This is a genomic window from Lysinibacillus fusiformis (assembly GCF_016925635.1).
Taxonomy (GTDB): Bacteria; Bacillota; Bacilli; order Bacillales_A; family Planococcaceae; genus Lysinibacillus; species Lysinibacillus fusiformis_F.
This window is the reverse complement of sequence record NZ_CP070490.1, coordinates 692388-706546: the sequence shown is the minus strand read 5'-3', so window position 1 is coordinate 706546 and position 14159 is coordinate 692388. Positions and strand designations below refer to the sequence as shown.

19 protein-coding genes are annotated in these 14159 nt (G+C 37.0%); 15 read left to right on the top strand and 4 right to left on the bottom strand.

The features are described 5' to 3' along the window. The first annotated feature begins 92 nt into the window (after window positions 1–92). The 9 genes from JTI58_RS03605 (at window position 93) to JTI58_RS03565 (ending at window position 7425) form a co-directional block, all read left to right on the top strand. Entirely contained in the window at window positions 93–950 is an 858-nt protein-coding gene (locus JTI58_RS03605) for a DUF72 domain-containing protein (protein ID WP_205445271.1), read from the top strand. Next, window positions 950–1774 carry a sulfite exporter TauE/SafE family protein gene (locus JTI58_RS03600; protein WP_205445269.1) on the top strand — a complete coding sequence of 275 codons (825 nt, stop codon included), beginning with the start codon at window positions 950–952 and terminating at the stop codon, window positions 1772–1774. Before JTI58_RS03605 ends, JTI58_RS03600 begins: the two co-directional genes overlap by 1 nt. Before the next feature lie 22 nt (window positions 1775–1796). Continuing rightward, entirely contained in the window at window positions 1797–3164 is a 1368-nt protein-coding gene (locus JTI58_RS03595; RefSeq protein ID WP_205445267.1) for a bifunctional metallophosphatase/5'-nucleotidase, read from the top strand. A gap of 33 nt (window positions 3165–3197) precedes the next feature. Next, window positions 3198–4307 (top strand): HD-GYP domain-containing protein, encoded by a 1110-nt coding sequence (locus JTI58_RS03590; protein WP_205445266.1) that lies wholly within the window; start codon window positions 3198–3200, stop codon window positions 4305–4307. A gap of 23 nt (window positions 4308–4330) precedes the next feature. Next, window positions 4331–5128 (top strand): sporulation protein YunB, encoded by a 798-nt coding sequence (gene yunB / locus JTI58_RS03585; protein WP_205445264.1) that lies wholly within the window; start codon window positions 4331–4333, stop codon window positions 5126–5128. Between the two features lie 107 nt (window positions 5129–5235). Then, window positions 5236–6153 (top strand): lipoyl synthase, encoded by a 918-nt coding sequence (lipA, locus tag JTI58_RS03580; protein ID WP_205445262.1) that lies wholly within the window; start codon window positions 5236–5238, stop codon window positions 6151–6153. A 33-nt stretch (window positions 6154–6186) separates the two neighbouring features. Next, window positions 6187–6534: a YutD family protein gene (locus JTI58_RS03575; RefSeq protein ID WP_205445260.1), complete on the top strand. Its 348-nt coding sequence runs from the start codon at window positions 6187–6189 to the stop codon at window positions 6532–6534. A gap of 117 nt (window positions 6535–6651) precedes the next feature. Then, window positions 6652–7179 (top strand): D-glycero-alpha-D-manno-heptose-1,7-bisphosphate 7-phosphatase, encoded by a 528-nt coding sequence (locus JTI58_RS03570; protein WP_205445258.1) that lies wholly within the window; start codon window positions 6652–6654, stop codon window positions 7177–7179. A gap of 63 nt (window positions 7180–7242) precedes the next feature. Then, entirely contained in the window at window positions 7243–7425 is a 183-nt protein-coding gene (locus JTI58_RS03565; RefSeq protein ID WP_009371989.1) for a hypothetical protein, read from the top strand. A gap of 82 nt (window positions 7426–7507) precedes the next feature. On the opposite strand, the gene JTI58_RS03560 is transcribed toward JTI58_RS03565, so the two are convergent. Beyond that, window positions 7508–7774: a DUF3055 domain-containing protein gene (locus JTI58_RS03560; RefSeq protein WP_205445257.1), complete on the bottom strand. Its 267-nt coding sequence runs from the start codon at window positions 7772–7774 to the stop codon at window positions 7508–7510. Between the two features lie 89 nt (window positions 7775–7863). On the opposite strand from JTI58_RS03560, the gene JTI58_RS03555 reads away from it, so the two are divergent. Together JTI58_RS03555 and JTI58_RS03550 are read left to right on the top strand one after the other, a co-directional pair. After that, on the top strand, window positions 7864–8316 hold the full coding sequence (locus tag JTI58_RS03555; protein ID WP_205445255.1) for a DUF86 domain-containing protein: 453 nt from the start codon (window positions 7864–7866) through the stop codon (window positions 8314–8316). Beyond that, the gene (locus JTI58_RS03550) at window positions 8313–9065 is read left to right on the top strand and encodes a TIGR01457 family HAD-type hydrolase (protein ID WP_205445254.1); all 753 of its coding nucleotides are present in this window, start codon (window positions 8313–8315) and stop codon (window positions 9063–9065) included. Before JTI58_RS03555 ends, JTI58_RS03550 begins: the two co-directional genes overlap by 4 nt. A 79-nt stretch (window positions 9066–9144) precedes the next feature. On the opposite strand, the gene JTI58_RS03545 is transcribed toward JTI58_RS03550, so the two are convergent. Next, the gene (locus JTI58_RS03545; protein WP_004228286.1) at window positions 9145–9381 is read right to left on the bottom strand and encodes a YuzB family protein; all 237 of its coding nucleotides are present in this window, start codon (window positions 9379–9381) and stop codon (window positions 9145–9147) included. Window positions 9382–9650: 269 nt separating this feature from the next. Between JTI58_RS03545 and JTI58_RS03540 the strand changes: the two genes are divergently transcribed. Next, on the top strand, window positions 9651–10715 hold the full coding sequence (locus JTI58_RS03540; protein WP_205445252.1) for an NAD(P)/FAD-dependent oxidoreductase: 1065 nt from the start codon (window positions 9651–9653) through the stop codon (window positions 10713–10715). 53 nt (window positions 10716–10768) lie between these two features. Here the strand turns inward: JTI58_RS03540 and JTI58_RS03535 are convergent, their stop codons facing one another. Continuing rightward, complete coding sequence (locus tag JTI58_RS03535) at window positions 10769–11104, bottom strand: YuzD family protein (protein ID WP_205445250.1); 336 nt, start codon at window positions 11102–11104, stop codon at window positions 10769–10771. Between the two features lie 83 nt (window positions 11105–11187). On the opposite strand from JTI58_RS03535, the gene JTI58_RS03530 reads away from it, so the two are divergent. Next, on the top strand, window positions 11188–11424 hold the full coding sequence (locus tag JTI58_RS03530; RefSeq protein WP_004228295.1) for a NifU family protein: 237 nt from the start codon (window positions 11188–11190) through the stop codon (window positions 11422–11424). Window positions 11425–11475: 51 nt separating this feature from the next. Here the strand turns inward: JTI58_RS03530 and JTI58_RS03525 are convergent, their stop codons facing one another. Continuing rightward, window positions 11476–12168, bottom strand: a complete 693-nt coding sequence (locus JTI58_RS03525; RefSeq protein WP_205445248.1) for a DUF2225 domain-containing protein — start codon at window positions 12166–12168, stop codon at window positions 11476–11478. Window positions 12169–12354: 186 nt separating this feature from the next. Here JTI58_RS03525 and JTI58_RS03520 point away from each other — a divergent pair, with 186 nt between their 5' ends. Then, window positions 12355–12729 (top strand): HesB/IscA family protein, encoded by a 375-nt coding sequence (locus JTI58_RS03520; protein ID WP_205445247.1) that lies wholly within the window; start codon window positions 12355–12357, stop codon window positions 12727–12729. Window positions 12730–12873: 144 nt separating this feature from the next. Continuing rightward, window positions 12874–13929 (top strand): tyrosine-type recombinase/integrase, encoded by a 1056-nt coding sequence (locus JTI58_RS03515; RefSeq protein ID WP_205445245.1) that lies wholly within the window; start codon window positions 12874–12876, stop codon window positions 13927–13929. The last annotated feature ends 230 nt before the right edge of the window (window positions 13930–14159 follow it).

Sequence of the window (14159 nt, the reverse complement as noted above, 5' to 3'; positions counted from 1 at the left end):
CGATTAGACAAAAGAAGCTATATTTTTTACATGATGTTTATTTGTAGTGACATACTGTGTGCTATGATTATGTACATAGAGGAGGATGTCACATGATTGTAGTTGGATTAACTGGTTGGGGCGATCACCCTTCACTTTATAGTGGAGTGACTACCTCAAAGGATAAATTATTTGATTATACAGGTCATTTTTTAACGGTCGAAGTCGATACTTCTTTTTATGCCATACCAGCCAAAGAGCATGTTCGAAAATGGTGTGAGGATACACCTGAAAATTTCCGTTTTGTTGTCAAGGCTTACCAAGGCATGACGGGGCATTTACGTGGAGAGATTCCTTTTGAATCAAAAAATGATATGTTCAATGCTTTTATTGAATGTGCCAATGAATTTAAACGTTATGGAAAGCTAGCCATGATATTAGCACAATTTCCACCATGGTTTGATTGCCAAGGGAAAAATGTGAAATATTTATTGTATATCCGGCAACAGCTCAAGGATTTTGAAGTGGCGATTGAGTTTCGAAATCAAACATGGTATGCAGAAAATGTTGTCCAGCAGACGATGGATTTTTTACGAGAACATCAATTTATCCATACGATTTGTGACGAACCACAGGCTGGTGTAGGATCTGTTCCTTTCTATCCTGTAGTGACTGCTAATAAAGCGTTGATCCGTATCCATGGTCGCAATATACATGGCTGGCGGAACACAGGAAATGCAGAAAATTGGCGTAAAGTTCGCTTCTTATATGATTATAATAGAGAAGAATTACAGCAGCTTGGACATAGGATGAAAAAGCTTGAACCAGAGGTCAATGAACTCTTCGTATTATTTAATAATAATTCAGGTAACCATGCAGCGAAAAATGCAAAGGAGTTACAAGTTATGTTGAATATTAACGATGTTGGGTTGGCACCTAAACAATTAAACATGTTTGAAGGGGAACTATAATGGAGTTTATTTTATTAGTCATCATTGCATTGTTTGCTGGTCTAATTGGCTCATTAGTTGGACTAGGTGGTGGAATTGTTTTAGTACCAGCCACATTATACATCGGCTTAAATCTAGGAATGATACCAGATATTACACCACAAAAAGTAGTTGGTTTATCAGTTGTGATGATGATTTTCACGGGACTTGCCTCCACGCTAAGCTATATGAAAGCTAAAACGGTGGATTATAAAAGTGGTTTTATATTCTTTATTGGAAGTATTCCAGGGACAATCCTTGGCGCTTGGGTCAATAAAGGATTAGATTTACCATCCTTCAATTTATACTTTGGTATATTGCTTATTATTTTATCGATTATTTTGCTTGTCCGTGACAAACTGAAGCCTGTAAAATGGTTTGTAAAAAATGGTATGCAACAAGAATTTACTGACTCTGAGGGGAAAACCTATGTATATGGCTATCCCATTTGGTTTGCCATTACAATAACATTTGGTATTGGCTTTGCTTCTGGGCTGTTTGGTATTGGTGGCGGCTCCATGATTGTGCCAGCAATGATTATTTTGTTTTTATTTCCACCACATGTCGCAGTGGCAACGTCCATGTTTATGGTGTTTTTAACGTCCATCGTTAATTCTGCAAGTCATGTTTATTTCGGTCATGTCCCATGGCTCTATACTATTCCTGTTATTCCGGGAGCTTATATTGGAGCAAAACTCGGTGCAGCGTTAAATAAAAGAATTAAATCCGATACACTTGTACTGGCATTACGGATTATTCTATTATTATTAGGAATTCGTTCTATTATAGAAGGCATATTAGCTTAATATTTGAAGTGAGGTGGCTTTAATGCTTGAAAAAATCCATATTTTTCACACAAATGATTTGCATAGTCATTTTAAGTATTGGCCACGAATGCAAAGCTATGTGAAAGAGATAAGAAATAATCTGGAAAATATAGGAGAAACAAGCTTTTTGTTTGATGTTGGAGATCATTTAGATCGTTCCAATATTTATACAGAAGCAACAGTTGGAAAAGGCAATGTGCAATTGCTCAACGAGGCGGGTTACGATGTTGTGACAATCGGTAACAATGAAGGCATTACATTGTCCCATGAAGAGCTCTTTCACTTGTATGATCATGCAGATTTTGATGTCGTTGTGGCAAATGTATATGCCTCTGACGGGAAGAAACCAGCATGGATGAAACCTTTTGTAATAATAACAACAGCAACAGGTACGAAGTTGGGTGTCATTGCTGCCACTGCCATGTTTGAAGTGTATTATGAAGAATTAAACTGGCACATGGACGAGGCTCGCAGTACATTGCTCCGTCTAGCTCATCAACTACGTGAAGAAGTAGACATTGTAGTATGCTTATCCCATTTAGGTATTACCGAGGATGAGCTCTTAGCGGAAGAATGTCCAGAAATTGATGTTATATTCGGCTCTCATACACATCATGTCCTGCCAGATGGCAAAATCATTAATGGTGTTTTACTGACGGGTGGAGGAAAGTTTGGACAATATACTGGACATCTTGTCATAGAATATGATAAAAAATTGAGGAAAATTGTTGAAAAAAAGGATACTTTAATTCATAATAAGGATTTGCCAATTGTTAAAAATGAACAGGAAATGGTGCAGTTTTTGGAGGATGAAGGAAACAGAATATTGGATACTCCAGTTTTTACAACAAAGAAAGCCTACAACAAGGAATGGTTCCATTATTCACAGCTATCTGATTTATTTGCACATGCAATTTTGGAAAAAAGCGGTGCTGACTGTGCATTATTCAATGCAGGGATATTTTTAGATGGGCTTCCTAAGGGAACAGTGACTGCCCTAGATTTGCACCGAATTTTTCCTCATCCAATTAATTTATGTACAATTGAATTATCTGTTGCTGAAATGAAAGAAATATATATGCAATCTAAAAATGAAGAGTGGCCCTATATCGAATTAAAAGGACTAGGGTTTAGAGGCGTCATTTTTGGGAAAATATTGACATATGGATTTTCCATGAATGAAAATCGCCAATTATTGATTAATGGTAAGCTAGCAGATCCAGATCACATTTATAAACTGGTCACATTGGATCTGTTTACATTTGGTTATTTTTATCCAAGTTTTAAATATGCAAAAAAACAATATATTTTACCTGAATTTTTACGAAACATTATGATAGATTATGGTCAAAGATTCTTTAAACAATAGAGAGAGTTTAAAGAATGGAATGGGGAAGAAGTCATGCGATTAATTTCAATCGATGTATTAAAAGAAGGAATGGTATTAGGAAGAACCATTTGGAATGAGGCAGGTCATCCGCTTTTAAAGAAAGATGTTGTCATTAATGACCGTATTATTCAAAGACTTCAACAGTTAAATACACATTATTTATATATTGACGATGAGATTTCTGAAGGTATAGAAGTAGAAGAGACTGTACCACCTGCTACGCGAAATAAAGTAATCAAAACGATAAAAGATTCATTCCAATCCATTGATGGTTTAAATCCAGTAAATGCTTCTTATATATTAGATCAGCAATCAAAGACAATTGTCTCAATTGTAGATGAACTACTTTCCGCAGTTACTGGAAATAATGAAATTTTAACGATTTTAACAGATGCTTATTTATTTGATGAATATTTATATCAACACTCCTTCCAAGTGACTTTGTATTCTATTGCAATTGCCAAAGAGCTTGGATATTCTGCTGAGGATCTTCGCTTAATCGGGATCGGTGCATTATTGCATGATGTTGGTAAACTCATGGTACCAAAAGATATTTTAACAAAGCCAGGACGTCTAACGAATGATGAGTTTGAAACGATGAAAATGCATGCTCGTTATGGCTTTGATTTATTGCGGAATTTACATTCAATCTCTCTGCTTGTGGCGCACTGTGCTTTCCAACATCATGAGCGTATTGATGGAAGCGGCTACCCAAGAGGACTTGTTGACTTTGAAATTCATCCATTTGCCAAGATTATTGGGGTTGCAGATGTTTTTGACGCTGTTACAACAAATCGTGTTTACCGTGAGAAGATGCTACCTTCACAAGGGCTTGCTATTGTTGAAGCTGGCTCTGGTACTCTTTATGATGCAAGGATTGTAAAAGCTTTAAAAAGAGCTGTCGTCCATTATCCAAACGGTGTTATTTTAAAATTATCTGATGGACGCCGTGGTATTGTATCTAGACAAAACACATTGGATGCGGCATTACCGTGGATTCGTATTTTTGAAGAACAAGATCAATTGCTCGCAGCTACATATGAAATGAATTTAGTGGATTATCCTGGTGTGACAATTGAAAATGTTGAGACCGATTACGTGGTTCCCGCTAAAGTAGAATAAATTGCTCCTCCTGTTCATACGTTATGGAACAGGAGGAGATTTTTTTGTTTTTCCCTCGAAAAAGAATGAAATTACGCTCATATGGTAGAAGGGGAATGCGTCTTAATAAATTAACGATTTTAATTGTTAGTGTGGTTGTTTGCCTTATATTATTTATTTATTATTTAAATGAACGGCTCATGCCAACCTATTTGCAATATGCTGAAGTACAAACCACGAAAATTGCATCTTACGTTGTGAGTAAGGCGATTAATTCGCGCACCTCAAATGTATTAGATGTAAATGATATCATTGAAGATATTCCTCCAGGTACGTCTGAAATGATGACGACTAAGTTTAATACAGAAATCATTAATCGTGTTCGAGCAGAGACATTAGAGCTTGTTAAAATGTATTTGGAGCAAGCTGAACAAGGAGAACTAGCCCATTTACCTGAATTAGATAATGTTGAATATGATATTAACAGAATTCAAGATGGAGATGGCATTGTCTTTTTTGTACCGCTTGGTCAAGCAGCCAATATTCCTTTACTTGGAAATTTAGGGCCAAAGATCCCGATTCGCTTCCATGTGATTGGTAATGTTCATAGTAATGTGACATCCTCCATTCAAGAATTTGGGATCAACAGTGCTTATGTGGAGGTAGGGATTCATTTAGAGGTAAATGTCCAGATTATTGTCCCATTTGCTAGTAAATCTTCAACCGTTGCGCAGGATATCCCTGTCGCGATGGGCCTAACAAGGGGACCTGTTCCAAACATTTATACCAATAGTAGTGATGCGCCTCAGCCTTCCATAGAAATACCTGTCCCTTATAAGTAGAAATGTTTGTTGTGATAGTTGTTGGAGTGCCTTGAATATGTTACATTGACAACAGTGAAGATAGTTAATATTAAAAAATGCATATTTTTGATAGGGGCGATATTCGTATGACATCTTGTAAACCTACAAGTAAAGAAGAACATGTAAGAAAGCCAGACTGGCTAAAAATAAAACTAAACACGAATGATGAATATAAAGGGCTTAAAAAGCTGATGCGTGAGAAAAATCTGCATACAGTATGTGAAGAAGCTCGTTGTCCAAATATCCATGAATGCTGGGGAGAGAGACGTACTGCTACCATGATGATTCTTGGTTCCGTTTGTACACGTGCTTGTCGTTTCTGTGCAGTGAAAACAGGTTTACCAAATGAACTAGATTTGGCAGAACCTGAGCGCGTTGCTGATTCAGTAGCCATTATGAATTTAAAGCACGTTGTTATTACAATGGTAGCGCGAGACGATTTAAAGGATGGCGGTGCCCAAGTTTTAGCAGAAACAGTACGTGCTATTCGACGTAAAAGTCCTTTCACATCTGTTGAAGTATTGCCATCAGATTTAGGTGGAATGAAGGAGAACCTTCAAATGTTAATGGATGCAAAACCAGATATTTTAAATCATAATATTGAAACGGTACGCCGTTTAACACCAAGAGTGCGTGCTCGTGCAAAATACGACCGCTCTCTAGAGTTCCTGCGTTTAGCTAAAGAGATGCAGCCTGAAATTCCAACGAAATCATCATTAATGATTGGATTAGGCGAAACACATGAAGAAATATTAGAAGTAATGGACGATTTACGTGCGAATAATGTAGATATTATGACGATTGGTCAATATTTGCAGCCAACGAAAAAGCATTTACCAGTTAAAAAATACTATTCACCAATAGAATTTGGTAAACTGCGTAAGATTGCGATGGAGAAAGGCTTCAAACATTGTGAGGCTGGCCCACTTGTACGTAGTAGTTATCATGCAGATGAACAAGTAAATGCTGCAACGAAAGAACGTCAATTACAAGCAGAAGTGTAAACGTCAAGGCTGAACGAAAAGGGTGGTGTCACTTTGATCATAGTTGAAGGATTAGAATATGAACTATTAGAAGATTATCGAGAGGCCTTTCAGGAGGAAGTTTTTCAGGAAAGGTACTCAGATATCTTAGCTAGATACGATTATATTGTAGGTGATTGGGGCTATAATCAATTACGTTTAAAGGGCTTTTTTGATGATAAAAATCAAAAATCCACTTTTGATACGAAAATAAGTACGCTTCAAGATTATCTATACGAATATTGTAATTTTGGCTGTGCTTATTTTGTGTTACGTAAAATAGGAAAAGTCATGAAACAGCCGGAAGTAGTGGATATGAGTGAAGTAACAAAGCCAACAGACCATGAACCTTTAGCAGAATAAATTATTATACGAAAAAACCTGATGTGATAGGCATCAGGTTTTTTCTTCGTCATTGTTAGCTTTTGCGTAATTGGGGAAAACTAAAGCACAAAACAGCTTATTGAAGGTGTGTTGCAAATGAAAAGAGCCGTATTTTTAGATCGTGATGGTGTCATCAATGAAGTACTAACGAATCGTGTGAAGTTTGTGAATAAGCCTAAGGATTTGTATTTTTTACCACAAGTGCCTGAGGCAATCAGGAAGCTAAATAAGCATTTCGATTATGTGTTTGTCGTGACAAATCAAGGTGGTGTCGGTTTAGGTTTCATGAAGGAAACGGGCTTACAGAAAATTCATGAGCATATGGTGAAGGAGCTAAAGAAAAAAGGGGCAACCATCCATGAAGTTGTTTATTGTCCCCATAAGCCTAAGTCGGGCTGTGCATGCCGAAAGCCCAATAGCAAATTAATTGTGGATTTAGGAAAGAAATATAACATTGATTTAGCAAAATCCTATATGGTAGGCGATACGGATACGGATATTATTGCAGGAAAACAGGCAGGAACAAAGGGCGTATTCTTAGGGCAACAAGACCCTTTAGCAGATGCTGTCTTTCCAGATTTAATAAGCGCTGCCCAGTGGATTATTAAAGATGCAACAGCTTAAAAGTACTGCAAAAAAGGAAGTATAAATTATTTAAAAAGGGATAATTTATGAGTGGAGGTGATGATGTTGGCAAAAGAAAAGCGCAATAAAAAGCCATTAGATCGAGAGGAATATGGATATGGTTTTGATATTAGTGTAGATGATTTAGCTGTGATTGGTCAAAATCAACAAGCGAAAAAGCAAAATGATAATGAAAATAAAGACAAGCCTCATAATAAAGATAATCCATCCACTTTAAATAAATAACAATTCATAAAAAGATTTCGCAATTGCCTATGGCTAGCGGAATTTTTTTATGCCATATAAAAAACACCCAATAAAATGGGTGTTAGTTCAATAATTCACGTAAATAATCTCGTAATTCGATTGTTTCTTCTTCTGTGCGATTGTACACATGTTCTAAGTAACCAGGCTCTTCTACATCATCAGGACCAATAATAGCAAATCGGCCAAACTGGATATCCATGACAAGCACTTTACCAAAGAAGCGGCCAGATTGTAATATAGCTAAATCATAACGCAACTTTTGTCCAGCAAAACTAACAAATCGTGTTTTTGTATCTTCTACATCATCATATAAAAAAAAACGTTCCATCTTTTAATCTCCTTCCAATCCTATAGTTATGGTACTATAGAAGAGAAAAGACTATCAACTTTTAAAGATTTTGAATGGGGGCTTTCCTTGTGTATTTTGTAGATCGTAATAAAATCACAAAAAATTTACAGTACTTAGATGAGCTATTAACTATTTTGGAGACAGAAGATAATTGGCTTCAGAATGATATAAAGAAATTAGCGATCGAGCGAATTGGACACAACATTATGGAGTCAATGATGGATGTAGGAAATTTAATGATTGACGGATTCATTATGCGTGATCCTGGAAGCTACGAGGATATTATTGATATTTTAGTCGATGAGAAAGTTGTAGCTGCTGAAATGGAAGCACCATACAAAGCAGTTGTTGGCTTGCGTAAAATGCTTGTGCGTGAGTTTATAGAAGTAGATATCCAAGAGGTTATTCATGTTCTAACAGCCAATTTAACACCTTTAAAGCAGTTCTCGCCAGCAGTTCATCATTATTTAACAAATGAATTAGGACCTGTTTCTGCATTTTTGCCAGAGGATCATCAATGAAACAATATAAGGCCTATTGCTTTGATTTAGATGGCACTGTCTACCGTGGGAAGGAAGGTATTCCTTCTGCGGTTGCTTTTATTCATCGTTTACAGCAAGCAGGAATTGAGCCATTCTATGTAACGAATAATTCATCGAAGACGCGAGAACAACTGCAAGAAGCTTTACTTTCTATTGGTGTGAACGCCCCATTAGATCATATTTATTCAAGTGCATTGGTAACCGCAAAGTATGTGGCTCTACATTTCACAGGCAAAAAAGTAGCGATGATGGGTACAGATGGTATTCGTCAGGCATTACTCAATGAAAATATTGTACCTGTTGAGGAGGAGCCGGATGTATTTGTCATGGGGATTGATCGTACGCTTGATTATATGGCACTTGCCAGGGCAACGGTTTTTGTCCAGCAAGGAGCGACCTTTATTGCCACGAATCAGGATATTAAATTCCCAACAGAATATGGTTTCTTACCGGGCAATGGTTCTTTTGCTCGCTTGGTAGGAGAGGTTGCAGATGTTGAACCAATCTATATTGGTAAGCCATCACCAGCCATGCTGGAAGTGATCGCTACCGAACATGGGATTGCGAAAGAAGACATGGTAATGATCGGAGATAATTATGATACGGACATTATGTGTGGCACTCGTTTTGGCTGTGACACTATTCATGTGAATACTGGTGTTACACCTACAAAGATTGTCCTCGAAAAAGAATGCCAACCTACATATGTAGTGGACGTATTAAAGTAATAAAAGGATGTTTATGCTGATTTTTAGCATAACATCCTTTTTATTTGTTCAAATTTATTCATATAGGCATTTTAGAAAACTACCATAATGGATTTTCTTCAATAAATTGATAAATGGCTTTCGTTAATTCATCAGGAGAATCAGCTTCTACTAATTCACCGTTTACTATTGCATAAAAGGATTCTGAGCACTTTGTACAATAACTGAGGCAGCCATATTCCAAAACGTCGATGTTTGGATCGCGTTCGAGTACTTCATAAGTTGCTTGAGAGCCATTTGCTAAATTACTTATACAAAATTCAACCATTGGATTCATCCATGTCACCTCACCAAAGTAATGCTACTCGGTTTTGCGATTTTCGTCAATTATTTACGTTTAAGGGAAAAGAAACGTTTTTTTATAAAAGATAAAGGGAATTCGTTATTAATGGCTTAAAAATCAATTGAAATGAACAAGTTCTCGTTTGTTTTGTGAAATCTTTCACAAATTTTCATTCTGATATTGTGAAACTTCTCACAATCGGTTATACTCGTTTGTGGATACTTTGTGAACAATTATTAAAAGAGATATAAAAGGAGACTATTATGGGAAAATTAGTACTTTTAGGTGGCGGCTACGGCAATATGCGTGTCATGCTTCGTCTATTAAACAGCCTACCGTTAGACAGAGAGGTAGTTATAGTAGATAGAGCCCCTTTCCATAGTTTAAAAACAGAGTTTTATGCATTGGCGGCAGGGACTGCAACAGATAAAGAAATTCGTGTAAGCTTCCCAGAGCATGAACGTTTAACAGCCGTATATGGAGAAGTCGTTGAAATTAATCGTGCGGAAAAAGTAGTCATTCTTGAAGACGGACAACGTATAGAATATGATGATTTAGTCATTGGGCTTGGCTGTGAAGATAAATATCATGGTGTACCAGGTGCGGAAGAGCACACGTACAGCATTCAAACAATGGGCAAATCACGTGCAACATTCCAAGCACTTTGTGGTTTACCAGCCGGATCTACAGTTGGAATTATAGGGGCTGGCTTAAGTGGAATTGAGCTTGCAAGTGAGCTACGTGAAAGTCGATCAGATTTAAAAATAAAGCTATTTGACCGTGGTCAACGTATTCTAAAAGATTTTCCAGAAAAATTAAGTAAGTATGTAAAGGATTGGTTTGTTAAGCATAATGTTGATGTCGTTGCCAATTCCAATATTACAAAAGTAGAGCCAGGTAAAATTTTTAATCATGATGATGAAATTTTACTCGATGCGGTTGTATGGACTGCGGGTGTACAGCCAGTCAAAATCGTTCGTGATATGGATGTCGAGAAAGATAAACATGACCGTCCACTTGTCACACAGTATTTTAATGTACTTGATGATGAACATGTCTATGTTGTAGGGGATTGTGCTTCATCAGATTTAGCTCCAACAGCACAGTTAGCAGAGGAACAAGCGGAGCAAATCGTGAAAGTACTTCGTATGCGTTGGAAAGGTGAACATTTACCAGAGAAGATGCCAGATATTAAATTAAAAGGCTTCATGGGGGCTCTTGGTAAAAAACAAGGCTTTGTGTACTTAGCTGATACAACAGTAACTGGACGTATCGCTCGCTTAATGAAATCAGGATTATTGTGGTATTATAAACGTCAAAATGATTAATTAGCTGAAAGGGATTGTTTCAACATCATTTTGAAACAATCCCTTTGTCTTTGTTATACCGTTTCGTCTGGGACGAAACCTAAATTTTCAAGGGCTGTAAATACAGGCTTTAATTGCACGTAGCCTTCCCCAACAACCTCATTGTTAATGAGGACAAGAGGGTAGAAAAATTCATCTTCTTGAATACGTGTCGCATACTCTTGATCGCGTTCATTCTCAATTGGACCTTCAATATCGATATAGCGAATATCGTATGCGTGATCTGGATATTTGCGATTGATGGCTGCTTGTAGCCATTCATATGTATCCTTTGAAGATGGGGCATTGACACAGCTAGCACAGATGACAGCTGTTCCATAAATTTCAATCATAGGTTTTGTTGATAGCATAGTATTTTCTCTCCTTGTGATTCAATATTGGATTTTTTCTGTTGCTAACATTATAATCATTATAAGGAAAGGAGTCGAGATAAATGGCAGAAGCAACAATTAACGACCAAGTTCAAGAGGTATTAGATAAATTACGTCCATTCTTACTACGTGACGGTGGAGACTGTGAATTAGTAGATGTTGAGGATGGCGTTGTGAAATTACGTTTACTAGGTGCTTGTGGCAGTTGCCCAAGTTCTACGATTACACTAAAAGCTGGTATTGAACGAGCATTATTAGAAGAAGTACCAGGTATTGTGGAAGTAGAGCAAGTATTCTAAGCCTTTGTAAAAAGTTCTAGCTGATTTCCAAGCTAGAACTTTTTTATTTACCTATACATGACGTGCATGTTCTTTTTCTTCACGAATAATGGCCCACTGTTCTTTCGCCATATCTATAATTTTTGCCTCGCCACCGACACTTTGTTTTTCAATGACTCTAGAAAAGAAGCGTGTCGCATTTTCAATATCTCCAATGCGTCTAGATAATTCAGCAATCATATACATAATTCGGACAGCTGACATTTGTGTAGAGCTGTAATCCTCGGTAGAATAAGATTCCATATAATAATCACGTGCTAATTTCATAAAGCGTTCCTCTTGTCCGCTATTGTTCAAAGAACGATAGAGCCATGCAAGACGTAAAGTTAATCCAGCAATCGCTACATTTTTTTCCTTTTTAATTGTGCCACAAAGAAAAGCTAATTTATAGGCTTGAATCGCTTGAAATACAGTACGTTCACCCTTGAAATCATGATGTACCCATTTTTCTGTAATTTGTGTGCGAATATTATCTTGAATACCTGGCGCAAAATATTTTGTAAAGTCTTCTGTAAAGGAAAAGCCGCAATGCTCACAAACAAATACATTATAATAGAGAGCATTCACTTCATCTGCATAAATAGGTTGAAAATCCGTTTCTGTATGATCTACTTTAATAAATTTTGAGCGCACTTTTAGCGTTGGAAATTCTTTTTTGCAATTTAAACATTGAATTTTTTTTTCATAATATGGTGAAATCTCCATATATATTACCCCCTGCCAAGAATTCGTTGTAACTATTATACCAATGATGCTTTTATTAACATGAATAAAAAATACTATTAATGTGAAAAATATTAGAATTATGACTTAAAATCGACTTGAAGCTGAATGTTTGTCATACAATGGTCAAAATTGTTATGATAATACGTAAGAAGGAAGGTGATTGGGATGACAAGTACAAAGCAAGTAATTGAAGTAACACAAGCTGCTGGCTTTCATATTAATGAAATAATGAAGCATAATGAAGAACAAGGCTCTTTTTTACGTGTAGTGGTGAATGGTGGTGGCTGTAGCGGGCTATCCTACGGCATGCATTTTGATAAAGAGAAAAAAGATGATGACTTTGAAGATGTACAGCATGGTTTAACAATTCTTGTTTCCCGTGAAGATGCGCCGATTTTGATGGGAACAAAAATTGACTATAAACAATCGCTAATGGGCGGTGGCTTCACCATCGATAATCCAAACGCCATTGCATCATGTGGCTGCGGTACTTCATTCAAAACAGCAAAACGTGAAGGAACGCCTGAGGTTTGTGAGTAATCTAGTTGAACGGACAGTAGGACGTCATGCTTACGTATTTATACCGACTAGTTGTTAGTTGGTTTCTATCGGATATATGAATATTAACGCTAAATTGCGCTTTCTTACGTATTGAAAAACGATACGGAAGGGAGCGCTTTTTTTATGTCTGAAAACCGTTCTATTAAACGACGTAGAGCAAGAGTAGAGACACGTGAAAATGAATCGATTACGACCGTTCATAGAATCGGGCTGTCTGACGCATGGAGTTATTTCATTACCGCTAAGATTGGCGAAGGTATTCGAAGAAGAACGCAAGAGGATTATTCGAACACTTGGCGGTATTTTACGGAATGGTTATTCGAGGCTGATTATAAGGTTCGATATGTTAACGATATTACATCGACAATGTGCCGTGATTACATTCGGTATTTAACAGAAGAAGCACCGCGTTTTAAGAATCACAAATACATGAGCGGTGACTACGGCAAAGGCTTATCGTCTGCAACTATTAATATGCGGATTAGAGCTTTAAAGGTGGCCTTTAATTTTTGGAAGGCGGAGAACATGGTACGCATAAGTCCGATGGATAATATCAGATGCCAAAAAGACGATATAGACAAAATAGAATCGTTTACAGATGAACAAATTGAAGCACTAATAAACGCCTGCGATCAACGTACTTACGTAGGATTCCGCGATTATGTTTTTCAAATTTGTCTATTGGATACGGGAATGCGGATGAATGAATTGCTTTCGATAACACCTGAATCCATCGACATTAAGACTCGCTGTATTCATTTAGGTGCGGAGTTTAATAAAAATCGTCGATATAGAGTCGTGCCAATATCGCAGGATACATTAAAACTACTATTTGAGTTGGTAGACGAGAATAAGCAGCATTTCCCGGAAGCGAAACGTATTTTCTTGTCTTGTTACGGTGAAGAAGTACGAGATACGCAGATGAATAAACGTTTGAAATATTACGGTGATGTTACCGGAGTAGGTAAAGAAATTCGGAGTACCGCACATACCTGGAGACATACGTTTGCCCGCAATTTCATTTTAAATGGTGGTGATCCATATACGCTAATGCGAATTTTAGGTCATTCTAGTATCACAATGACCCGTAGGTATGTGCAGATGACTGACGGTGATATACAGGTTAAGCATTTTGAGTATTCACCTTTACGGAAACTGAGAACAAAAATACGCAAATAAAAAAAGAAAAAGCCTAGCGCTCGTAACGCTAGACATTTCTTATTCCGATTTAACACAAATATGCCCGCCAGCATAAGTGTTTCACCCATAATTGAATATGAGCGATGATATGCCTTCATTTTACTTGAAAAAAAGATAAAATGCAAAGGTCTAGTTTCCTATTGTCAAAAATAGGTTCGTTCCGTCTTGGTTGCCCAATAACAGACGTTAAAGACACTGGAAAGGTTTGT

Bases quoted from the DNA above. Each gene is read 5' to 3' on its own strand.
- JTI58_RS03565 (WP_009371989.1), top strand. From the start codon at position 7,243: ATGTTGGCAAAAGAAAAGCGCAATAAAAAGCCATTAGATCGAGAGGAA.
- JTI58_RS03590 (WP_205445266.1), top strand. From the start codon at position 3,198: ATGCGATTAATTTCAATCGATGTATTAAAAGAAGGAATGGTATTAGGA.
- JTI58_RS03560 (WP_205445257.1), bottom strand. From the start codon at position 7,774: ATGGAACGTTTTTTTTTATATGATGATGTAGAAGATACAAAAACACGA.
- JTI58_RS03570 (WP_205445258.1), top strand. From the start codon at position 6,652: ATGAAAAGAGCCGTATTTTTAGATCGTGATGGTGTCATCAATGAAGTA.
- JTI58_RS03605 (WP_205445271.1), top strand. From the start codon at position 93: ATGATTGTAGTTGGATTAACTGGTTGGGGCGATCACCCTTCACTTTAT.
- JTI58_RS03600 (WP_205445269.1), top strand. From the start codon at position 950: ATGGAGTTTATTTTATTAGTCATCATTGCATTGTTTGCTGGTCTAATT.
- JTI58_RS03530 (WP_004228295.1), top strand. From the start codon at position 11,188: ATGGCAGAAGCAACAATTAACGACCAAGTTCAAGAGGTATTAGATAAA.
- JTI58_RS03595 (WP_205445267.1), top strand. From the start codon at position 1,797: ATGCTTGAAAAAATCCATATTTTTCACACAAATGATTTGCATAGTCAT.
- JTI58_RS03550 (WP_205445254.1), top strand. From the start codon at position 8,313: ATGAAACAATATAAGGCCTATTGCTTTGATTTAGATGGCACTGTCTAC.
- JTI58_RS03520 (WP_205445247.1), top strand. From the start codon at position 12,355: ATGACAAGTACAAAGCAAGTAATTGAAGTAACACAAGCTGCTGGCTTT.
- JTI58_RS03525 (WP_205445248.1), bottom strand. From the start codon at position 12,168: ATGGAGATTTCACCATATTATGAAAAAAAAATTCAATGTTTAAATTGC.
- lipA (WP_205445262.1), top strand. From the start codon at position 5,236: ATGACATCTTGTAAACCTACAAGTAAAGAAGAACATGTAAGAAAGCCA.
- JTI58_RS03535 (WP_205445250.1), bottom strand. From the start codon at position 11,104: ATGCTATCAACAAAACCTATGATTGAAATTTATGGAACAGCTGTCATC.
- JTI58_RS03515 (WP_205445245.1), top strand. From the start codon at position 12,874: ATGTCTGAAAACCGTTCTATTAAACGACGTAGAGCAAGAGTAGAGACA.
- yunB (WP_205445264.1), top strand. From the start codon at position 4,331: ATGGAACAGGAGGAGATTTTTTTGTTTTTCCCTCGAAAAAGAATGAAA.
- JTI58_RS03545 (WP_004228286.1), bottom strand. From the start codon at position 9,381: ATGAATCCAATGGTTGAATTTTGTATAAGTAATTTAGCAAATGGCTCT.
- JTI58_RS03540 (WP_205445252.1), top strand. From the start codon at position 9,651: ATGGGAAAATTAGTACTTTTAGGTGGCGGCTACGGCAATATGCGTGTC.